The organism is Candidatus Peregrinibacteria bacterium, assembly GCA_016699145.1.
Lineage (GTDB): Bacteria > Patescibacteriota > Gracilibacteria > UBA1369 > 2-02-FULL-48-14.
This window is the reverse complement of sequence record CP064962.1, coordinates 389871-409411: the sequence shown is the minus strand read 5'-3', so window position 1 is coordinate 409411 and position 19541 is coordinate 389871. Positions and strand designations below refer to the sequence as shown.

Genomic DNA, 19541 nt, shown 5'->3' with positions numbered 1-19541 from the left:
GGGCGTGGGGCTAAAGGGGCAAAACTTCGATCCAACGGGCGGCACCCTGTTCAATGTCGGTATTGTGCCAATCGTGAAGCGCACTTTGAATCACAGACCAAGTATAGACGTAATCTTCTCCGTTGCGGGTGCCCACGTCGTGGGTCACCACTTGATTTTTAGTGGCGTCGTAACCCTTGATGACCAACATGTGGTAAACGGGGCCGCCGTTGGTGAAATTGGGGTTATTCAATTGTTTCCCCGCAAAAGGCGCGACGATCAAATGTCCGCTGGCGATGCTGCTTTGCAAATCTTCAAAAGTGGGATTTTCATGCACGACGGTTTTTAGTCCATAATTTTCTTCGATCATTTGCACGGTTTGTGCCACGGTCGTGTGTTCGTAGGCCCCAAAACGGTCCATTTCCCAGTCCACCAAGCGCAACAGTTCTTCGTTGAACGCTTCCTTGCTCCAGTTTTTTTCTAAATATAGATTGGCAACCAGAGCGATACTGGCTTCTTCACAGGCTTCTTGCCAAGGGTAATCCCAATTGCCAAAGGGAGCCTGCGAGTAAAAAGGCAGTGCGATGCTGAGTTTTTGAGGCGCGGTCGCATCGGTTTGCGTAGGATCGATCTCTTGCCAAGTGGTGGGGGAAGGAGCGTCCGGTCCTTCTAATTTTTGAGTTCGCCACACGTCATAAGCAAGCACAGTGCCCAGTAGGGTGCTGACCAGCAGTAGGCTGTAGAGGAAGAGGCGTTTCATTTTAAAGTTCATTTGCCAGGCTCACAATCTTAGCGGCTTCTGCTCGGGTGATGGAATTGGTGGGACGGAAACTGTTGTCGCTGTACCCGCTGATGAGGTTTTCTTCATCGGCCAGCACCACGGCCCAGGCAAACCAGTCGTCTTCGTCCACATCCCAGAAGTTGATTTCATCTTCATCCACACGTCCGTTGTCGTCTTGATCGGCGGCTCGCAATAAAAGCACCAAAGCTTCGGCACGACTGATGTAAGCGTCGGGTTTAAAGGTGCCGTTGCTGTAACCGTCCACAATGCCGCTGGCCGTTGCGTATGTTACGTATTCATAGGCCCAATGACTGGAACTGACGTCGGAGTAGTGCACGGCTGAAACCGTGTGAGTGTCATAGCCGAGGCCCAACAAGGTCATTTTTAGGAATTCAGCACGAGTGACGGCGGAGTCGGGGTAGAAACGAGTGTGGCTGCGGCCTTCCACGATATCGCTGTCGTAGAGTTCGCAGATGTATTCTTCAGCCCAATGATTGACGATGTCGTTGAAGGAACCGCAAGAATCGTAATGGAGTCCTTCATCGAGTTCGCTGTCGTCCACGGTCATGCAGTTGTTGTTTTCATTTTCTTCATCGAAATCGTCTTCGGTGTCGATGCATACGGTGACGTCAAAATCGTCTCCATCTTCAAAATATTCTTCTAAAAGATCTTCGGAATCGAAGGTGCTTTCCCCTCCTGCATCAAAGAAATTGCTGCTTCCACTGGAACTGGAATGATTGCCGCTGAGCACGCGTTCTTCTCGACCGTTTTGTTCTACCGTGACTTCGAAATGAATGGAGCCGTTGGCATCTTCATCACCCGTGTTGGCAAGGGTGTAATAAAAGTCGTGTTCGTCTCCAAAAATTTCGGTCACTTCAAAGTCCACTTCTTCATCGTTGCTGTTATTCTCACCGAAGTCTTCGGTGCGGCAGTTGTTGTTTTCGTTGTCCTCGTCGGCTTCATCATTTGCGTCGATGCAAGCGCGCACGGACACTTCTTCATCCAAATCCTCCAACTCTTCCAGGTCGAAATTGACGTTCACAATGTCGTCTGCCTCCAGATAATTTTCGCCCACCTCATAAGAAGCGACGCGTTCGTTTTCAATGTAAACGTAGAGATCCACTGCTTCATCCAAATCTTCTTCCCCGATGTTTTTCACGGTGACTGTCAGTTCTTCATCCTCCACGCTCAAGTCGGAAACAAAGAGGTCCACATCGTCGCTGCTCGGGTTGCTGCTTCCGCTTTGCTCCATTTCGATGTTGGAAATTTTTTGTACGCCACCATCGTTGGTACGATTGGGCAGAGTGAAGGAATGAGTCTCGTAGTTGTTTGCTTCCACGCGGGCCGTGCTGTTGTCATCATCGGTATCCACGGGGCAGTAGGCGTCGCCATTGTCGATTACGCAAGTCACATCTTCGGTTCCGGCTTCGGCAGAGGTGATGCTGACGTTTTCTCCGTCGTCTGCGTCGGTGGCGCGAATCACGTGAGTGTAGTCGAGGCGAATGTCTTCTTCATTTTGATCCGTGTCGACTTGGGCGGTGAATTCTTCTTCAATGTAACCAGATTTGTTCACGGAATAAGTGTAAGTGCCTCCCAAGCTGTGCAGGGCAAAGTGATGTTCATAGCCTGTTCGTTTGTGAGCGTAGACGGTGGTGTTGCCGCCACTTATAAAGTCAAAGTCGGCTTCGTTCACGCTGAGGCCGTCTTCCAATTCGGTCTCCACGTTCAAGACCAGGTTGTAGGTTGTGATGCCCACTTGTTCAATAAGAGGAACGCTGTTGTAGTTTTCGGTCACTTCTAAGCGTGCGAAGTACAGTTCGTCGGTGGAGTCTTCATCCTCATCTTCAGGAGTGTCGATCTCAAAACTGCGCGCATCCCAGTTGGAGGGCCTATCCCATTCCAATTGAAATACGCCGCTGGTACTGTCGTTGCGAATGCTCTCGTCCGCTTCTGCAATCAAGGTGGACCAAGAGGAGCCGTTCCAATAAGTCACCTTGAAGGCGCCTCCGGTTGCGGCGTTCTCTAGATCCATGGCAAAACCGTCAAAGGGTTCTTCAAAGCCCACATAAAGGAAGCTATCGGCTTCTCGGGGCATGCCAAAACTGTCATCCTCATCGTAAGCGGCGGTGCTGCGTTCCACGATGCGATCGGCTTCGGTTAAAACGGAATTGGCAAAATAATTGGTGGTGGCCACTCCATCGTAGGCTTGCGTTTCATTCAATTGAAACGCTTCTGCGCTGGGTTGCAGCAGCAGGCCGAATAAGGTGATTGTTGTAAAGAGGAAGGTGAGTTTGGATTTCATAAAAAAAAGGTATGGCCTTATTTTATCTTTTTTTGATTTTTATACAAGCCAGTAAAGTGGTGATGGGAACCGCACAGATCAGACCGATGCTGCCGACCAGCGTGTGCACGATTTCTTGCGCGACGAGTTCCATATTGATGACTTCATTGAAGGAATGGTCTGAACTCAAAAAAAGCAGCATGAGCGGCAGGCTAGAACCGGCATAGACCAAAATGAGCGTGTTCACCATGGAGGCGATGTGGTCGCGGCCCACAGTCATGCAGCGGGAGTAAAGTTCTGTGAAAGAAATTTTGGGTTTGGCGGCTTGCAATTCCTCTGCAATGGACGCTTGTGAAACGGTGATGTCGTCGAGGATGCCCAGCATGCTGATGAGCACTCCAGCGAGCAAGAGGCCTTGAAAATTGAAGCCTACTTCCGAGCCGATTTTGAGATAGAAGGCCGATTCATCCGCCAAGCCCGAGAGATGGGACAAAGGGATGAAAATTTGCGAGATCAAACCCGTTAAGGCGAGGGTTAGCAAGGTGCCCAGCACGGCAATGTGAGTCTTTTTTTGAAAGCCGTGCGACAGGTAAAAAGTGCTGGGGATGATGAGCGCCGCTCCAGCAAGTGCGGAAAGCACAGGATTCATGCCGAGCATGAGCAAAGGTAGGATGAGTTTGAGCAGCACCGCGAAAGAAAAAATCATTCCAAAGAAAGATTCGACGCCTTGTTTGCCGGAAATCAGTAAAACGGTCAGACAAAAAATACCAAAGAGCAGGTAGAGGGAAGTTCGGCGATCGTGATCGGCAATGCTGTACAGAGGGGCTTCACCGGGGATTTCGCTTTGAGCCACATAAACTTTGTCGCCTTCATAAAAGAGGCGTGCATCGGGGCCGGCGATATCGCTGTTTTCGATGCTGAGACTTTGGCGCTCGGGGGTGCCGGGTTTCACTTCCACCGTGAGAATTTGATGGAGGGTGGGTGTTTCACTGCTGTCTTCTTGAGTCGATTCTTCGGCGGTGACGATGCCGGGGATGAGACTTTGATGATCTTCTACGGGTTCGGGAGTGGGAATGTTTATGCCAAAAAGCAGTCCTAAGAAAAGGAGCAAAAAGAGGAGGAAGCGTTTGAAGCTCAGTTGGTGGATGTGGGTTCCTTCCATGCCCCTAACCCTACTCCCGTTTTGCTTGCTTGGGGAGGGGAAATATTGGGAGGAAATGCATGTTTTGCTCAAGCTCATCACGAAATTTCGACTTGAAAAATTCTTTAAATTATCTCTTGTAATCCATCTGAAACTGGAGGAAAATTTTGAATGAAGTTTTACTTCTAACTTCCACGCCATGGCAGTAGCTAAAAAGGCAAAAAAGGCAGCTCCTAAAAAAGCTTCCAAAAAGGCTGTAAAAAAGCCTATGAAGAAAGTGGCCAAAAAGGTCGCTAAGAAGCCAGCCAAGAAAGCTGCTTCTAAGAAACGCAAGTAATTGTTTTTCTTCTTTTCAAAAAGAGCCCTACGGGGCTTTTTTTGAATTTCTAAACAGTTTGTAGAGGCCCTCTGGCTGGTGTGCGAGAGGGTCTGAAGGGTCGGAAATCGTTTTTTACTCAATGTAGTCGGGCGACCACAGGTATAAATCCACCCCCATTTGCAAGGTGGCTGCATATTCGCGAAATTCGTAATAGTCGCCAAAAATGTAAGGTTGCAAGGAAGCCGAGACGCCACTGCTTTCAATGCCGAGTGAATTGCAGGTGTATAGCGCGCGAGGCAGATGGAATTCTTGCGTGACGAGAATTGCCTTCTCCACGCCGAAAAGGGTTTTTGCACGGATGCAAGTGTCGTAGGTGCGTCGGCCAGCAAAATCCTGAGTGATGGCATTGGGAGGGATGGCGAAGGCGTTTATGAGAGTGTTCTTCATCACTTCGGGCTCGTTGTAGTCTTCAGTGGAGTTGTCCCCTGAGACGAGGATGCTCGAGACTTTGCCGGCTTTATAAAGTTGAGAAGCGACGGTGAGGCGGTCGTACAGAGCGTCACTGGGGCCTCCGTTTTTGCCGATGCCGGCGCCAAATACGATGGCTACGGGCTGCTCCGTGATTTGTTCTACGGTGAAAATTTTGTCGAGGGCCCATCTTTGAACAAGGAAAGGACTGCCCATGAACGTCACTCCACCGAGCAGCGCAATGAGCAATCCTTTTTTCCAGTGTTTTTTAAAGAGAGATATGGTCGAGAGGGTCAACTTTGACGCCATTATAAATCAATTCAAAGTGCATGTGTATCCCTGTGACTCCGTAAACGCGTCCACTGTTTCCCATGCGTCCGATGAATTGACCTTGAGTCACGGTGTCGCCGACTTCTACGGTGAACTCAGATAGGTGGGTGTAATGGGTGACGTAACCGTTGCCGTGATCGATTTTGATGGCCTCCCCATAGCCTGCGTTCCAACCTGTTTCGACACTGATCACTACTCCGTCGGCTGCGGCGTAAATTTCGGGCAGCTCTTCACTCGTGTCGTCCTCACGCGTGATGTCGATGCCGGGATGATCTCCACGAAAAACTTGTGAGATTTTATATGAATTGGTGGGCCAAATGAAGGCGCTGACCTCTGCTTCTTCACTGGGTTCTTCGTTCACGGGAATCAAGATTTCAACGCTTCTCACGGTGCCTTTGTAACCTTCTCGAGCTTCTTTAGGAAGGGTGGCTAAGAAGGCTTCACTTTCTTCCACAGACAGTTTTGTGCGGTTGTCATAACAGCCGGATTCTTGAATGTAGCCCGGGATCACGGTGGTGAAGTTGGGATTTTCTACGAGGCCTTTGGCTTCGGCGTCAAAAATGGTGTCCCGTTCGCTCGCTGCGTAGGTGCCGTGCCCGAGATAAACGGTTTTTGAATAAAGCGTCTCATCCACGTAATATTCTTGACGCTCGAGGGTGAAGTTTTGCGCGTTGAAGATGTAGTCGGTTCTTTGTTCATGATTTAAGTCGTCGATCCAACTTTGACTGAGCACGTACTTTTGAATTTCGTCTTCGCTACGCTCAGTCAAGTTGTAGTTGTTGTTTTCTGAAATATCGTTGCTTTGGTTCATCTGGCTCAGGATGGTGTCAAGGAGGATTTTGACACTCATGGAGCCTGAGGTTTCAATGAAGCCGTAGCCCTTGCTCTTAGTGGCGTCACCCGTTCCAGCGCTAATGAACCAGTACGCAGGGTTCTCTTTAGCGACTTGAAGCAGGGTCTCATCTCGAGTGTTGCCTTCTACTTCAATGGTTGCACAGTAAACGGTGCCTTTCTTAATGGAGTCGGCCATTGTTTGTTCTGCTTCTGATATTTCGGCTGGAGCGGGGTATTCGTAGTCGATGGGCACACCCACGTCGTTGATCTTGATCATGGAGCCGAGTTTCCCCCCATTGTTTTTATTGAGCAGCCATAGCAGGTCCCCGGTGTCGTTGCTCCAGACTTCTTCGGTGCTCACTTCTCCAGGGAAGATTTGGTAATCGGTGGTTTCACGTTTTTCGTAATAAATGGTTCCTGAAGGGCTCTCATAGTTAGTGGTGGCGGTGCTGACCAGTTCTTGAGCGGATAAAGTTCCTTGTGGCAAGAAATTGGCGATGCCAAGGCCTATAATAAGAAGGAAAGAGAGGTAAGCGAAAGAGTATCGTTTCATATGATTCCAATTAAATTCTAAACGCGAAACAGCATGCATTTTCTCCGCTTCAAGCAGAAGTTTGCTTTTGAGTCGAGCCACAAAATCCGGATTGAGGGGCACGCGACTGGCTTGCAAGCTCTTTTGAAGTCGACGATGGGAAAAGTAATGTTTCACGAAAGTAAAGAGTTTTAGAACAAGTTTTTACTGCAATTTTTTCAACCAAAGATGCAAAGTGTCTAGGGCGCGGCTGAGGTTGGAGGCCACGGTTTTCTCAGAAAGCTCTAGGGCAGCGGCGATTTCTTTATTCCTGAGTCCGCTGAAGAATCGTAGGCTCACTGCTTCTTGTTGTTGCTGGGGCAGCGCTTTTACGAGCTCGCGCAAATGAGCTGCGCTTTCCTCCGCCTCGCTACGCTCGGCTGGCCCAGCTTCTGGGCTTGGGATTTGGCAGCTTGTTTCATCCAAGGAGTCGGGCGATTTTCTGTTTTTCCAGTGTTTGTAAACGCAATGCCGGGCGATGGTGAAAAGCCACCCTTTAAAAATGGTGGGGTGGTCGGATTCGAGCTCTTGAATGTGCTTGAGAACGCTTTCCCAGACCTCGCTGCAAAGATCTTCGGCTTCCTCTGTGCTGTGAGTACGGTAAGCGCAGTATTGATAGACTGCATTCACATGCAACTCGTAGAGTTTTGTAAAAGCTTTGGGGCTGTGTTTAGCCTGCTTTATGAGTCGGCTCATATTTGTATAGAGATTCTAGCACAGTTTTTACTGCAAGTTTTTTTCTGAATAGTCGAGTTTGACTTTCTTGCATTTTCGATGCAAAATATCTTCTTTTTTGGCACGCTCGCTTTAAATTTTTATGGATTTCAACACTCGTCTCAACTCTTATTTCCTCAAAAACAATCGACTCACTGCGCTTTGTTTGCTCCTGCTGCTGATGGTGGGTTTTGGGACGACGGCTCTTTTGAAGACCACCGGGTTTCCCAGTCCAGATATGAAATTGGTTTTTGTGCAAACCCTTTATTTGGGGGCTTCGGCCGAGACGGTTGCGCAAGAAGTCACGGCTCCCATTGAGTTGGCTTTGCGAGATGTGGAAGGGGTGAGCAGTTTCAGCTCCACAAGCAGCGGATCTTTTTCGATGATTTCGGTGAGCCTGGAGGAAAAGGCCGATACCGATGCCACGGTGAGCCGCATGGATTCCGCTTTTAAAAGTGTGGCCTTGCCTGAAGGCGTGGAGGAACCCAAGGTTTCGGTGCCTTCCATAGTGGGTCCGGATTTTGTTTTTTCTTTGATTGCTCCTGAAAAGAGTGAGCTGCATGAGCGCTATGTGGCTCTAGAAAAAGACATTCGAGCTTTGCCTGAAACGGTGGATGTGGCGCCTCTCACTGCGCTTCAGCATCGCATTTTGGTCACTTTGGATGAAAAGAAAATGGCCGAATTTGGAGTGCAAAGCACGCAAGTTTCTTTTGCACTATCCACTTTGGGCGAAAGTTTGCCTGTGATCTCAGATGTCACGATGGACGAAGAGAGTGTTTCTTTCCAAACCACTTTGCAAGGCGATACTTTGGGGGCGCTCAAGGCCCTTTCCTTCAGTGGGCATGCCCTTACGGAATTTGCTACTGTGAAAGAAGATTTTTCTTTTGAGGGCGAGTCTCAAAAAGTAGGGCTCAATATTGAGGGTGACGGCTTTGTTTTTGAACCCTTGGTCTTTACAGTGAAGGCTTTGGCTGACGCCGATAAAGGGGCTTACGACGAGGCATTACGCGAGATTTTCACACGACATGAAGAAGTGGAATTTGTGGACGGCTCTGTCTTTGAAAATGGCTTCGGCAAAACACTGTTGATTGAACATTACTCGGTGAATAAAGAAAACGAACGACAGGTGGAGGAGGTGGTGACGGGATTGGTGGGCGGCGAATGGCCCTTTAATGCTCCTTTCAATCACTTGGGTTATGCGCTCGGGGGTATTCAATTGGTGTTTTTAGTGATGCTGGCCTTTGTGTCTTGGCGAGCGGCTTTTGTTTCGGCTTTGGCCCTTCCGCTCAGCCTTATTTTTGTGAATATTTATATTTATTTTATAGGAGAAAGCCTCAATACCTTGGTCCTTTTTTCTTTGGTGCTGGCCATTGGGCTCGTGGTGGACCCCGCTTTGGTGCTGCTGGAAAGCATTCAACGCAAAGTGGATGCCGGTTTGAACGGGAAGGAGGCGGCTTTGGCGGCGGTGAGCGATGTGGGCATGGGGCTGTTCCTGGCTTGCCTCACCAGTGTTTTGGTTTTTGTACCCTTTGGAGTGGTCTCCGGGCTTTTGGGCCAGATCATTGTCTACATTCCCATGACCATCATTCCGGCGGTGGTGGGGTCTTATGTGGTGCCTTTGGTGTTTCTCACCTGGATTGGAGGCGCGTTTTTAAAACGAGGGAAGCGCGGGGATGAAGAAGAAAATCTTTGGAGCATTGCTAAGCTGCTCATTCGTTTCAATCGATGGATTTTAAATGGGTCGCGTTTTTTACGTTTCATTTTGATCGTGCTGGCCTTGGTGCTTCCACTGGCGGTGGCCGGTCATTATTTTTCGAGCGGTCAGGTCAAATCCGTGCAATTTTCAAGCAGTGAAAATTATGATCAGCTTCAGCTCAGTTACTCCCATTTTCCTTCCACTTCGCCTGAACGTCGTGAAGCTTTGTACGAGCAAGTGCTGGAGATCATTGTCGAGCATGAGGCAGTGGAGTCGGTTTTTCCACTTGGGCAGGGGATGGTTTTTATCCAGTTGAAACCTGCGCTCGAGCGGCCCGATACGCTTTCGGTGGACATTGCGGAGGCCATCAATGCTGATCTTGAACGTGAGGTGGGAGAAGCCTTCTTCGATGTGAAAACTGGGGTGATTTCCAACGGGCCTCCAACAGGGGCCTATCAGGTTGTTTTGGCCGTTCAAACGGAAGATTTGGAACTCATGGAAAGGGCTGCTCAAGAGGTCGCGGCGACTTTGCTCAAGGTTTGTGAAGTGGACAATGTTTTCACCGTTCAGGAAGACTGTGCAAATCCTTTGGTGGTGAAGGTGGATGATGGGTTCACAGGCAAGGAATCTACGGTGATTGAAGTGCTTCTTGACCGCGATGTTTTGGAACGCAATCAACTCGCTGTGCCCAATGCACCACTCACCTTGCTTGTGAATAGGGCACTTTCGAATTTGTTTCAAGTGGACGGAGGGGAAGCGGTGGGAACGGTTCGTGTTGATGGGGAAAATGTGGATATTGTTTTGGATAAAAAAGCTGCCGATCCCGATTCTTTAAAAGAAATTGAAAACACCATTATTTACAGTTTAGACGGCACGGTTTTGCGTTTGAAAGATGTGGCGGTGCTGCGCAGTGTGGACAGTCCTTCCAGCATTTTGCGTCAAAATGGCGAAACTCTTTCGCTGGTGAAAGCCCGTTTGGCCACGGGTCGTGACGACCAAGCCACGGCGGCTCAAGTTCAAGAAGCGGTGCTGGATTATTACAGTGAAAATGAAGGAGCTCACACTTTGAAATTGGGCTTGGAAGAAGACTCCATTGAAGTTTATAGCGAAGGAGATTCGGCCAGTTTCATCCGTTCGTTCCAGGAACTTTTTGTAGCTCTGGTGCTTGCGATTTTACTGACCTATGTGGTTTTGGTGGTTTTCTTTGAATCATTCAGTCAACCCTTGGTTATTTTGTTTGCAGTGCCGCTCACTTTTATTGGAGTCTTCCCGGCGCTGGCTCATTTGGGCAATGGGCAATTTGGCTTTTTGGAGATTATTGGGCTCATCATTTTGGTAGGAATTGTGGAAAACGTGGCCATTTTTCTTATTGATGCAGCTTATCAAAAAATTCGTGAAGGTTGGGATGAGGTGGAGGCCATCAGTTATGCTTCGGGTTTGCGTTTGCGGGCTGTGATCCTCACTAAAATGACCACCCTGGTTTCTTTGCTTCCGTTGGCCATTTTGAGTGAACAGTATCGGTCTTTGTCTTTGGTGATCATGTTTGGGCTTTTGACTTCAGGGGTGACTTCTTTATTCACCACACCCATCCTCTTCATTTTCTTCCGTTGGCTTTCACGCCGCTTTCATGCGCTTTTCCTTAGAGGTTGAATCAAAAAGAGGCAAAGAAAAGGTCGAGCCGTTCAGTGAAAACCAGAATACCCAAGGCGATCAGTAAAATACCAAAGATCACGGTCACTCCTTGCAGAGCCATGCGATACCGGCGAATGAGGTTTGCGGCGGGGCTGGCAAAGAGGCCCACGAGCAGGAAGGGTAGGCCCATCCCAAAAGAATAAGTCAGCAAGAGGGCAAAAGATGAGCTAGGGGAAACGGTGGCAAGTACCAGAATGCTGCCCAAAACGGGGCCCACGCACGGGGTCCAACCTGCAGCGAAAGCGGCTCCAAATAAAAAGGCAGAGAAGTGGCGTGATGCCGGATGCAAGCGAGGCTTGAATTTGTATTCTTTTTGTAAAAAAGTGGGGGTGAGAATGCCTGTTAAAAAAAGCCCAAATAAAATGATGAAAGCGCCGCCGAGGCGAGCCACCCAGCTTTGAACTTCCGTGCCCCACTGACTGAGCACCGTGTTGAGCAGGACTCCAATCAAAGCGAAAAAGGTGGAGAAACCGAGTACAAAAAAGACACTGCTCAAAAAAATGCTCCAGCGTTTGATTTTGGCGTCGCTGAGGGTGCTGCCCCCAAGGTGGCTTAAAAACCCCGGAATCAGGGGTAAAACACAGGGTGAAAGAAAGGAAACGAGGCCCGCCGTAAAAGCAATTCCTAGAGTGATGGGACTGTTCATTGGGTGGATTAAATCGTGGCCTCTATTTTACAAGATGAGCATACCATCTCCAAAAGAATAAAAGCGAAATTCTTTTTCGAGGGCCGAGGCATAGAGGTCTTTGAGGTGGTGTTTTGCCTTTTTGTGTTGCAGAAAAGCCTCGACCAGCATCATGAGTGAGGAACCCGGAATGTGAAAATTGGTGAGCAGTCCATCCAAGACTTGAAAGGGGTAAGGAGGAAGAATGAAAAGTTCCGTGGGGCCCTTGTTGGCTCCAGTTTCGGCCCATGCTTCCAGGGTGCGCGTACTGGTGGTGCCCACGGCGAATATTGGCTTTCCGGCAGCTTTGTGCTTTTCTATTTGAATCCTGCTATTTTCTGGAATCTCGTAATATTCCTTATATAGGGTGCGGCTTTCTAGGTGCTCGGGCAGTACAGGAGCAAAGGTGCCCAGTCCCACATGTAGGGTGACAAAAGCAAGTTCATGACCTTTTTTTTTGAGTTTTTTAAAGAGACGTGGAGTGAAATGCAAGGAGGCGGTCGGGGCCGCCACGGAACCCGGTTTTTTAGCGAAGACCGTTTGGTATTTTTTACGCAACTCTTCTTCGGTGAGCGGGCAATCTTTGATGTAACGGGGGACGGGCATTTGCCCGATGCGGGCCAAGACTTCCGGCAAGCGAGCCAGATTGAAACTGGCTTTGAAGCGGAAGATTTTTTCTGTGGACTCCAATACGGTGAGTCGGTGTCCTTGGGGCAGGGCAAGCCGCTCGCCGGGCTGCAGTTTCTTATTCACAGTGGCCAAAAGCACGGTATTGCTGGGTTTCCATTCATTGCTCATCACCAGCAGTTCTAAGGGTTCATTTTTGGGGCCTTTGACTGGCACTCGGCAGGGCAGCACTTTGCTTTCGTTCATCACCAAAAGACTGTCCTGTGGCAGATAGCGATCCAAATTCAAATAGCGGTCGAAACTCACTGCACCGCTCGCCGTGTCGTAAATCAGCAGTTTGGAGTGGTCGCGCGGGGAAGCTGGAGTTTGTGCGATGCAGCGCTCGGGGAGGGTGTAGGTGTAAAGCGAGTCCAAAAAACTCCGGGCTTAAATTAAGACTGAGGACTTCAGTCTGTCACGTGATTTTGGCTTTGGCAAGCCTTATTCCTGTTGACTTTGGTCTTGGCGATGCCCATAATTCCACCTTGATTATCCCTTTCAATATGAAAAAAATAGGAGCTTTCCTGCTTGTTTTGGCCTTGCTTTTGACTTCACTTCCGTTTTTGGCCTCAGCGGATGCGACTCATCCTGATTTGACGGTGAGCAATATGCAGTTCACCGAAAATACTTCCGTTCCTGGTTATTATACAGTGACGGTGGATTATGCCAATTTGGGTGGCGTTTCTGTGGATCCCAATACGGCGGGTGGTTACAACATTGCCACTTTGAACGGCTCAGACCGAACAACCGTTTATGCTTGGAATCGTATCAATGTTTCTCTGCTGGACTTTTTAAATGCCGGCGATGAAACCACTGGGGTCTTGGCCTTTTCTTCTGCTGTAGAATTGGTGGAAGGCGATGAGATTGAAGTGTGTATTGATGGAGGCGATGTGAGCGAGGAATCCGATGAAGACAACAACTGTGTCACCGAAATTTTCTCCACTTCTGAAGAAGAACCTGAAGAGGAAGAAGAGCCCACTCCTTTTATTTTGGAAGCGGGTTCCGATCAAACCTTGACCTTGGGTGAAGAGCTCACCTTACAGGCCTATATTCAAGACCTTGCGGGTAGTGATGCTCCTTTTGTACGCATCGATTGGGGGGATGGAAGCGGTAGCGAAAACCCTGAATTTGAGTTGGGAGACACCATCTACATCACGGCCACTCACCTCTATGCTGCGGTGACGGGGGATGAAGCTTATACCGTTGAAATTTGTGTGGAAGATGTGGATCAAGGCGCTTCCATTCAACACGCATGTGATTCTTTTGAAGTCACTGTTTTGGTGGCGGATGCCGATGACGACGAAGACGAGGATGAGGACGACGATGACGAAAATGATGAAGATGACAGTGACGATGATGATGAAGGCGGAAGTCCTTACTATGGAGGCAGCTCCGGTTCCGGTGGCGGACGTTCTAGCACGAATATTCCTGATCTTTCAGTGGAGGACATTTACTTGCAAGCTGATGGAGACATCATTGCAGTGCTTGAGAATAAGGGGGACAAGGATGTTTCTTCCAACGACGAAGTACGTGTGGAACTGAGCATTGATGGGGACGTGGAATGGAGCCGCGACTACGAACAAAACTCTTCCGATACTTTTTTGGATGAAGGGGAAGATTCTGAAGTCAACATGGGGGATTTGTTACGTCGTGAAGATGAAACCTATGAATTGGAAGTGTGTGTGGACACCGAAGATGAAGTGAGGGAAGCGCGCGAAAGCAACAACTGTCGCACGGAATACCTCAACTTAGAAGACGATGCCGGCGATGAGGACGACGATGACGATGAGGTCCGCTTGAGTTCCGTGGATCGCGACGATCGTTATGACGATGAACGCTATGACGGCAGTTGTGACGATGGGTACTTCTATGACATCGATAGGCATTGGGCTGAAGAAGAGATTTGTGACCTTTACGACCGTGAGGTGGTGCAAGGCCGCAAGCGTCATTACTACATTCCCAATGACAGTGTGACTCGTGCGGAATTCTTGAAAATTGCTCTGCTCAATTCAGAGCTGGATGTTGAAATTGTGCGTTCTGCGGATGAGTACCTCGACGTGGATTCCAACGATTGGTTTTATGATTATGTGACTTTTGCCACCGATCTTGGAATTGTGAATGGAAGCAAGGGAAGGTTTTTCCCCAATCAGGCCATCACTCGTGCGGAGGCCATGGTGATTTTGGTCCGCTTAGAACTGGAAGGGGACGATTTGGATGACCTACTCGATGAAGATTTAGACGATTCCGACATTGATTTTGACGATGTGGACGACCGCGATTGGTTTGCGCCTTATATTGTTTATGGCGATGAGGAAGATCTCATTGAAGGTTACGACAACGACACCTTCCGTCCTGCAAATTCCATCACTCGTGCGGAAGCTGCAGAGATTGCGGACAAGCTCTTCGATCATCGCTACTAGAGGAACTCTGAGGCCCTCTTTGGCTGGTTCACTTCGCTTGGCCAGTGTAGCCGCTCAGCACCACTCTCTGTTGTCCCAATCTTACGATGAGGTAGGCCGTGCCTTGCTTTAAACTCACTGTGGTGGGAGTGCTACTGCTCACATTCAGGGCGGCGTAGTCGTAAACGGAGTTGTCTTTGTAACGCACCAGAATGTGTCCGTTTTCCAAGCCGCTGTATTCGATGATTTTTCTGGATCCATCTCGATGCACGTTCAGAGTGCTGTAATAAGGATGGGCTCCGTTTTCAGCCAAAGTGTTCACTTCGTCGATGAGACCGTCTCCGTCGTTGTCCGTTTCGTCTCCATCGATTTCAATGCCGGCATTGGGGATGCGGTCGTGAGTGTCGTTGGAATTGCTGCTGTAACCAGTGGGTGCTGTGCTGGCACAAAAGAGGGCGCTTCTTGAGGACCCCAGTCCATCCGCGTCTCGGTCTAAGTAGTAAGTTTGCTCGCTACTTACGGTTGCGTCGTTATCGTTGCAATCGTTTTCAAAAGGGGCACCGTCGCCGTCTTCATCTAGGACAGTTGAGGCAGTGGGCACGGGGAAACCGTCATAGCTCAAAATGCCTCCGGAGTCTTGGGCCAAGTAGAAATTGGCATCCCCGTCTTGATTGCCGTCTTCCCCTAAGGCTAGGCCTTCCTGGTTGCTGCCTGGAAGGGAGTAGATGGCTTGAATATTTCCTTCCAAATCCATTTCTACCAAGAGGTCTCCGCTGTCATAAACGGCGTAGAGGGTTTCATTGGCATAATGCAGAGCGGCGAGGTCCGTGTAGCCTGACCCGGAAAGCACATCGAGGGTGCGCACCAAGGTGGCTTGGCTTCCAGAGAGGTTCAGCACGTAAATTTTTCCATCTGCTTGATAGCCTGCGTAAAAATAGCCATTCGCATAAGTCAGTCCTTCCATGCCGTTTCCATTGGAGGGGGGCATCCATTCGGTGACGTCCCAGCTTTGAGTGATTCGGCTTGTGGAAAGATCGTAAGCCAGGATGCGACCGTTTTCATCGGCCAAATAAACCAAGGAGCTGGAGCTGTTTACAAGGGTCACATCTTCTAGATCTCCGCCGGGTTGCCAAAGAGTCACATCGCTTCCATCCGTATTGAAGGCTGCCAATTCTCCTTCGTCCCCTACCGCCAAGAGTTGCTGACGCCCCGGGTGCCAAGCCAGTCCGCTGGGTTCAAAGCTGCTAGAAACTTGCATGAGAGCTGCACTGATGTCGGTGCCACTGCTAGTGGTGGGCCAATTTTGAATGTTCAAGCTGGCCAAGGCACGAGGGCTGAAGCCCAGCATTAGGACCAGTGTCATAAGAAGGGGGAGGGAGCGACGCATGTAGAGGGGGTGAAGTGCTTATTTAAATTATACCCTCTTTTTTAGGAATTTGCTAAGATTGATGCAATTGACCCAATGCCGCTTTATGAATCTTCGTTATCTTCTTCTTTTTGACCTGGTGATTGTTGGGGTCCGTATGCTGGTGACGGGCACCCCTAGCTATGCTTTTTTGGTTTACAATTTGTTTTTGGCGTTCATCCCTTTCGCTCTCAGCACCTGGGCTTTTCGCAAAGAATGGAAGGGCGCTTCGTGCTGGATTCTTTTTGGCCTAAGCTGGGTGTGGCTCTTTTTTCTTCCCAATGCTCCGTACCTTTTGACGGATTTTTACCATTTGAAATGGAAAACAGAGATGAGCATGTTGTGGTACGACATTCAAATGCTTTTCTTTTATGCTTTGACGGCTCTCTTCTTCTTTTATAAAAGTTTGCAGCAGGCGGAGCAACTCTGGCTGCGCTTTTTTAAAAGGGGCGGCGGCTTTTTTATTGGAGCCGTTGTTTTCTTATGTTCGTATGCCATTTATTTGGGGCGCTACCTGCGTTTCAACACTTGGGATTTAATTTTGCAACCCTGGGCTGTGTTTCAGGACATGATTCTTGCCCCGCAAACGCTGCTGTTTTGGCAGATTGTGCTCCCTTTTTTCTTCTTCCTTTTGCCGTCGTATTTTCTTTTCAAGAATCTCCATCATAAGTAAAAAACAAGTCTTTTTTAGGCAAGGCTTTTTCTTTTAAAATGGGAATAAGGCGTTTTTGTTGTCCAGAGATTGGTCTAAACTTTATGCGATTTATTCTTTAGTCCCACGCTATGCACTCTAACTTTTTAATTTCACGTTCCTTCAGTAAGAGGTTCATCGCTCTGCTGGCGGGATTGAGCCTTGCGCTGTATTCAGTGCCGCTTGCTTTTGCTGCGAGCACTTATTCAGTTAGCCCTTCCACAGGAACCGTAGGTTCCGTCATTTCTACTTTAGAATTGGAATATACGGTGGATTTAGGTACTGGTGTCGGCCAACAAACTTGGGCCGATGCCGATACGCTGACGCTTGCTTTGCCTGCCAATATTGGAACAGGTTGGGCTGGGGTCACCTTTACCGCGGAATTCGATGACGATGCCACCGACGATGGAGTCGGTGAAGCCGCCATCAGTAATGAAAACACCGATAACCGTGGTGAGTATGGAATTTCTGGGTCCACCCTTACTATAGATTGGGATGAAACCACTTGGACGACTGAAACGGGCGACACCATTCGTGTGCTCATCACCAGTGTGACGCCTTTGTATGCGGATTCCACCACAGATTTTGTGTTTGGTGGAGCCACTGCCGAGGGTACCGATGATGATCCAACAGGTACGGCAACCATCGATATTTCTGCCGGTGATCCCAATGCCAGCGTAGTGCTTGCCAGCCCCACGGTGGGTGCTGCGGGCAACACCACGGTGAGCTTCAATCCACTTGTGTCCCTTGATGCTGCAGATGAAATCATCATTACTTTTCCTTCTTATATCAATGTGTCTGCTTTGGTAACTCCTGTTGCTGCTACTGATACCTTGACTGAGGCTGGTGGCAGCCCCACCATTTCTTGTGCCAGTTCAGCTCAACTGGTGACTTGTACGGTGAGTGGGGGTAGTTTCACTTCTGCCGCGGGTACCATTGTGATCCCAGGAATCACTAGTTTTTATACGGATACCACTGACATCAGCAATTTCCAAATTGAAGAAGAAGGAGGCGATACCGCTGATATTGGTATTGATACGGCGGTTGCTTTAACCAATGTGACAGCTGGAGATGCGGCAGCGAGTGTAACTTTAGCAGGGAACTCAGTGGTTGGAGCTTCGGGAAACACTACAGTGGCTTTTACATTAACCACTGCTTTAGATGCTGATGATACCGTGCAGCTTACCTTCCCTTCGTATGTCGATATTTCTCTGGTGGTATATGGTTCTCAGACTTTTGGAGGAGGTGGAAACTTTAGCTGTACCCCGTCTTCTCAGATTATGACTTGTGCGGCAACAGGCACGATCACTGCGGGTACTGGAACCATTATTCTTACAGGAATCACTGGAGCGAATGTCGGCACCACCGACATCACCTCTTTTGAAGTTGAAAATGAAGGTTTGGATGCCCAGGACATTGTTACCGACAGCGTAGTGGCGCTTACGAATGTGACCGCTGCTGATGCTGCCGCAAGTGTGGTACTTGGTGAAAACTCAGTGGTTGGAGCTTCTGGAAACACTACGGTGACTTTAACCTTAGCAACTGCTTTGGATGCGGCTGATACAGTGGATATTCTGTTTCCTACTTCCGTGAATGTTTCTGGAGTGGCTTTTGGTTCTAAGACCTTTGGTGGAGCTGGAAACTTTGCTTGTACCTCTCCTTCTACTCAACTGGTGACCTGTACTGCAGATGGTGTTGTTAATGTGGGTACCGGAAACATTGTTCTTACGGGAATCACTGGAGCCAATGCTGGAACCACGGACATCACTTCTTTGGAAGTTGAAAACGAAGGTACGGCTGCCGATGACATTGCGACTGATTCTGTGGTTGCTTTGACGGATGTAACCGCTGCCGATGCAGCAGCGAGTGTAACACTTGGAGACAATTCTGTAGAAGGAGATCCGGGCCTCACTACGGTGACCTTGACTTTGCCCACTGCTTTGGATGCAGCAGATACAGTGGACATCACTTTCCCTGCGCTCATGGATGTGTCTGGAGTCTCTTTGAGCTCTGAAACGTTTGCGGGTGCGGGTAGCTTCTCTTGTACGGATGCTTCTCAAGTGGTGATTTGTACCGCTACGGGGGACATTACGGCTGGCACGGCTAATATTATCCTTGCCGGTCTCGTTGCCTTTACAGATGGAACGGATGACGTGAGTTCTTTGGAAGTTGAAAACGAAGGAACCGCTGCCGATGACATTGCGACCGACACTAGTGTTGCTATGACCAACGTCACTGCGGCTAGCGCCAGTTCCGGTGGCGGTAGTGGAGGAGGAGGTTCTCATGGCGGTGGAGGGGGTGGAAGTTCATCTTCTTCCAGTTCCAGCAGCAGTGACGACGATGATGACGCGGACGAGCTTGAAGATGAAAATGATGGGATAGGAGAAGTAGTTGAAAATCCTTTCAGCGATCTTTCTTCTTCCGATGACTACTATGAAGAAATCCTGGACCTCTACGAACGTGGAGTGATCGATGGATATCCTGATGGAAGTGTTCAGGAAGAAAACGGTATGAACCGCGCAGAACTCATGAAGATTGTGGTTCTGGCGGTTGGGGATGAGCCTGATCCTGCGGTGTACAACAACTGTTTCAGCGATGTGACCGATGATTGGTATGCCCCTTACGTTTGCTTTGCAAAAGAAGAGGGATGGATCAGCGGTTACCCCGATGGCAGCTTCCACCCTGGGGAGGTGGCCAACAATGCCGAAATCCTCAAGATGATTTTGAACACCAATGACATTCAGGTTACAGAAGAGGAGAGCGGAGAATATTGGTACACCCCTTATGTGGATGCAGCCGATGAGCTCGAATTGGTTCAGGAGGAATACTTTATGCCTGGAGCCGTCGCTACTCGCGGCTATGCCTTCAACATTCTTTCTGATCTTTTGTCCATGGAGTGATTGTTAGAGC

General features: G+C 49.1%; 14 protein-coding genes. 5 read left to right on the top strand and 9 right to left on the bottom strand.

Features of this window, described 5'->3' with window-relative positions; genetic code table 11:
- Positions 1 to 10 precede the first annotated feature (10 nt).
- The 3 genes from IPG41_02205 to IPG41_02195 are packed head-to-tail and all read right to left on the bottom strand — an operon-like array spanning position 11 to position 4203.
- Positions 11 to 739 (bottom strand): C39 family peptidase, encoded by a 729-nt coding sequence (locus tag IPG41_02205; protein QQR55347.1) that lies wholly within the window; start codon positions 737 to 739, stop codon positions 11 to 13.
- 1 nt (position 740) lies between these two features.
- Complete coding sequence (locus IPG41_02200) at positions 741 to 3062, bottom strand: S-layer homology domain-containing protein (protein ID QQR55346.1); 2322 nt, start codon at positions 3060 to 3062, stop codon at positions 741 to 743.
- A gap of 22 nt (positions 3063 to 3084) precedes the next feature.
- Positions 3085 to 4203 carry a YibE/F family protein gene (locus IPG41_02195; protein ID QQR55345.1) on the bottom strand — a complete coding sequence of 373 codons (1119 nt, stop codon included), beginning with the start codon at positions 4201 to 4203 and terminating at the stop codon, positions 3085 to 3087.
- A 178-nt stretch (positions 4204 to 4381) separates the two neighbouring features.
- Between IPG41_02195 and IPG41_02190 the strand changes: the two genes are divergently transcribed.
- Positions 4382 to 4519 carry a hypothetical protein gene (locus IPG41_02190; protein ID QQR55344.1) on the top strand — a complete coding sequence of 46 codons (138 nt, stop codon included), beginning with the start codon at positions 4382 to 4384 and terminating at the stop codon, positions 4517 to 4519.
- A gap of 114 nt (positions 4520 to 4633) precedes the next feature.
- Here the strand turns inward: IPG41_02190 and IPG41_02185 are convergent, their stop codons facing one another.
- Genes IPG41_02185 through IPG41_02175 form a run of 3 tightly spaced genes read right to left on the bottom strand, consistent with a single transcriptional unit; the run spans position 4634 to position 7400 of the window.
- The gene (locus tag IPG41_02185; GenBank protein ID QQR55343.1) at positions 4634 to 5278 is read right to left on the bottom strand and encodes a YdcF family protein; all 645 of its coding nucleotides are present in this window, start codon (positions 5276 to 5278) and stop codon (positions 4634 to 4636) included.
- A complete protein-coding gene (locus IPG41_02180) occupies positions 5238 to 6842 on the bottom strand; it encodes a M23 family metallopeptidase (GenBank protein QQR55342.1) in 1605 nt (534 codons plus the stop codon). The genes IPG41_02185 and IPG41_02180 overlap by 41 nt, the downstream gene beginning before the upstream one ends.
- 27 nt (positions 6843 to 6869) lie before the next feature.
- Positions 6870 to 7400 (bottom strand): sigma-70 family RNA polymerase sigma factor, encoded by a 531-nt coding sequence (locus IPG41_02175; GenBank protein QQR55341.1) that lies wholly within the window; start codon positions 7398 to 7400, stop codon positions 6870 to 6872.
- Between the two features lie 121 nt (positions 7401 to 7521).
- On the opposite strand from IPG41_02175, the gene IPG41_02170 reads away from it, so the two are divergent.
- Positions 7522 to 10764, top strand: a complete 3243-nt coding sequence (locus IPG41_02170; GenBank protein QQR55340.1) for an efflux RND transporter permease subunit — start codon at positions 7522 to 7524, stop codon at positions 10762 to 10764.
- A gap of 1 nt (position 10765) precedes the next feature.
- Here IPG41_02170 and IPG41_02165 read toward each other — a convergent pair whose 3' ends face one another.
- Positions 10766 to 11452: a sulfite exporter TauE/SafE family protein gene (locus IPG41_02165; protein ID QQR55339.1), complete on the bottom strand. Its 687-nt coding sequence runs from the start codon at positions 11450 to 11452 to the stop codon at positions 10766 to 10768.
- Positions 11453 to 11479: 27 nt separating this feature from the next.
- Positions 11480 to 12511, bottom strand: coding sequence for a tRNA preQ1(34) S-adenosylmethionine ribosyltransferase-isomerase QueA (queA, locus tag IPG41_02160; GenBank protein ID QQR55338.1), 1032 nt, complete (start codon positions 12509 to 12511; stop codon positions 11480 to 11482).
- Positions 12512 to 12639: 128 nt separating this feature from the next.
- Between queA and IPG41_02155 the strand changes: the two genes are divergently transcribed.
- Entirely contained in the window at positions 12640 to 14556 is a 1917-nt protein-coding gene (locus IPG41_02155) for an S-layer homology domain-containing protein (protein QQR55337.1), read from the top strand.
- A gap of 28 nt (positions 14557 to 14584) precedes the next feature.
- Here IPG41_02155 and IPG41_02150 read toward each other — a convergent pair whose 3' ends face one another.
- Entirely contained in the window at positions 14585 to 15898 is a 1314-nt protein-coding gene (locus IPG41_02150; protein QQR55336.1) for an SdiA-regulated domain-containing protein, read from the bottom strand.
- A 109-nt stretch (positions 15899 to 16007) separates the two neighbouring features.
- Between IPG41_02150 and IPG41_02145 the strand changes: the two genes are divergently transcribed.
- Both IPG41_02145 and IPG41_02140 read left to right on the top strand, forming a co-directional pair.
- Positions 16008 to 16613, top strand: a complete 606-nt coding sequence (locus IPG41_02145; GenBank protein QQR55335.1) for a DUF1361 domain-containing protein — start codon at positions 16008 to 16010, stop codon at positions 16611 to 16613.
- Positions 16614 to 16723: 110 nt separating this feature from the next.
- Positions 16724 to 19531: an S-layer homology domain-containing protein gene (locus IPG41_02140; protein QQR55334.1), complete on the top strand. Its 2808-nt coding sequence runs from the start codon at positions 16724 to 16726 to the stop codon at positions 19529 to 19531.
- Positions 19532 to 19541 lie beyond the last annotated feature (10 nt).

Excerpts from the sequence above, each read along its gene's own strand:
- IPG41_02205 (QQR55347.1), bottom strand. The coding sequence starts at position 739 with ATGAAACGCCTCTTCCTCTACAGCCTACTGCTGGTCAGCACCCTACTG.
- IPG41_02200 (QQR55346.1), bottom strand. The coding sequence starts at position 3,062 with ATGAAATCCAAACTCACCTTCCTCTTTACAACAATCACCTTATTCGGC.
- IPG41_02195 (QQR55345.1), bottom strand. The coding sequence starts at position 4,203 with ATGGAAGGAACCCACATCCACCAACTGAGCTTCAAACGCTTCCTCCTC.
- IPG41_02190 (QQR55344.1), top strand. The coding sequence starts at position 4,382 with ATGGCAGTAGCTAAAAAGGCAAAAAAGGCAGCTCCTAAAAAAGCTTCC.
- IPG41_02185 (QQR55343.1), bottom strand. The coding sequence starts at position 5,278 with ATGGCGTCAAAGTTGACCCTCTCGACCATATCTCTCTTTAAAAAACAC.
- IPG41_02175 (QQR55341.1), bottom strand. The coding sequence starts at position 7,400 with ATGAGCCGACTCATAAAGCAGGCTAAACACAGCCCCAAAGCTTTTACA.
- IPG41_02170 (QQR55340.1), top strand. The coding sequence starts at position 7,522 with ATGGATTTCAACACTCGTCTCAACTCTTATTTCCTCAAAAACAATCGA.
- IPG41_02165 (QQR55339.1), bottom strand. The coding sequence starts at position 11,452 with ATGAACAGTCCCATCACTCTAGGAATTGCTTTTACGGCGGGCCTCGTT.
- IPG41_02155 (QQR55337.1), top strand. The coding sequence starts at position 12,640 with ATGAAAAAAATAGGAGCTTTCCTGCTTGTTTTGGCCTTGCTTTTGACT.
- IPG41_02150 (QQR55336.1), bottom strand. The coding sequence starts at position 15,898 with ATGACACTGGTCCTAATGCTGGGCTTCAGCCCTCGTGCCTTGGCCAGC.
- IPG41_02145 (QQR55335.1), top strand. The coding sequence starts at position 16,008 with ATGAATCTTCGTTATCTTCTTCTTTTTGACCTGGTGATTGTTGGGGTC.
- IPG41_02140 (QQR55334.1), top strand. The coding sequence starts at position 16,724 with ATGCACTCTAACTTTTTAATTTCACGTTCCTTCAGTAAGAGGTTCATC.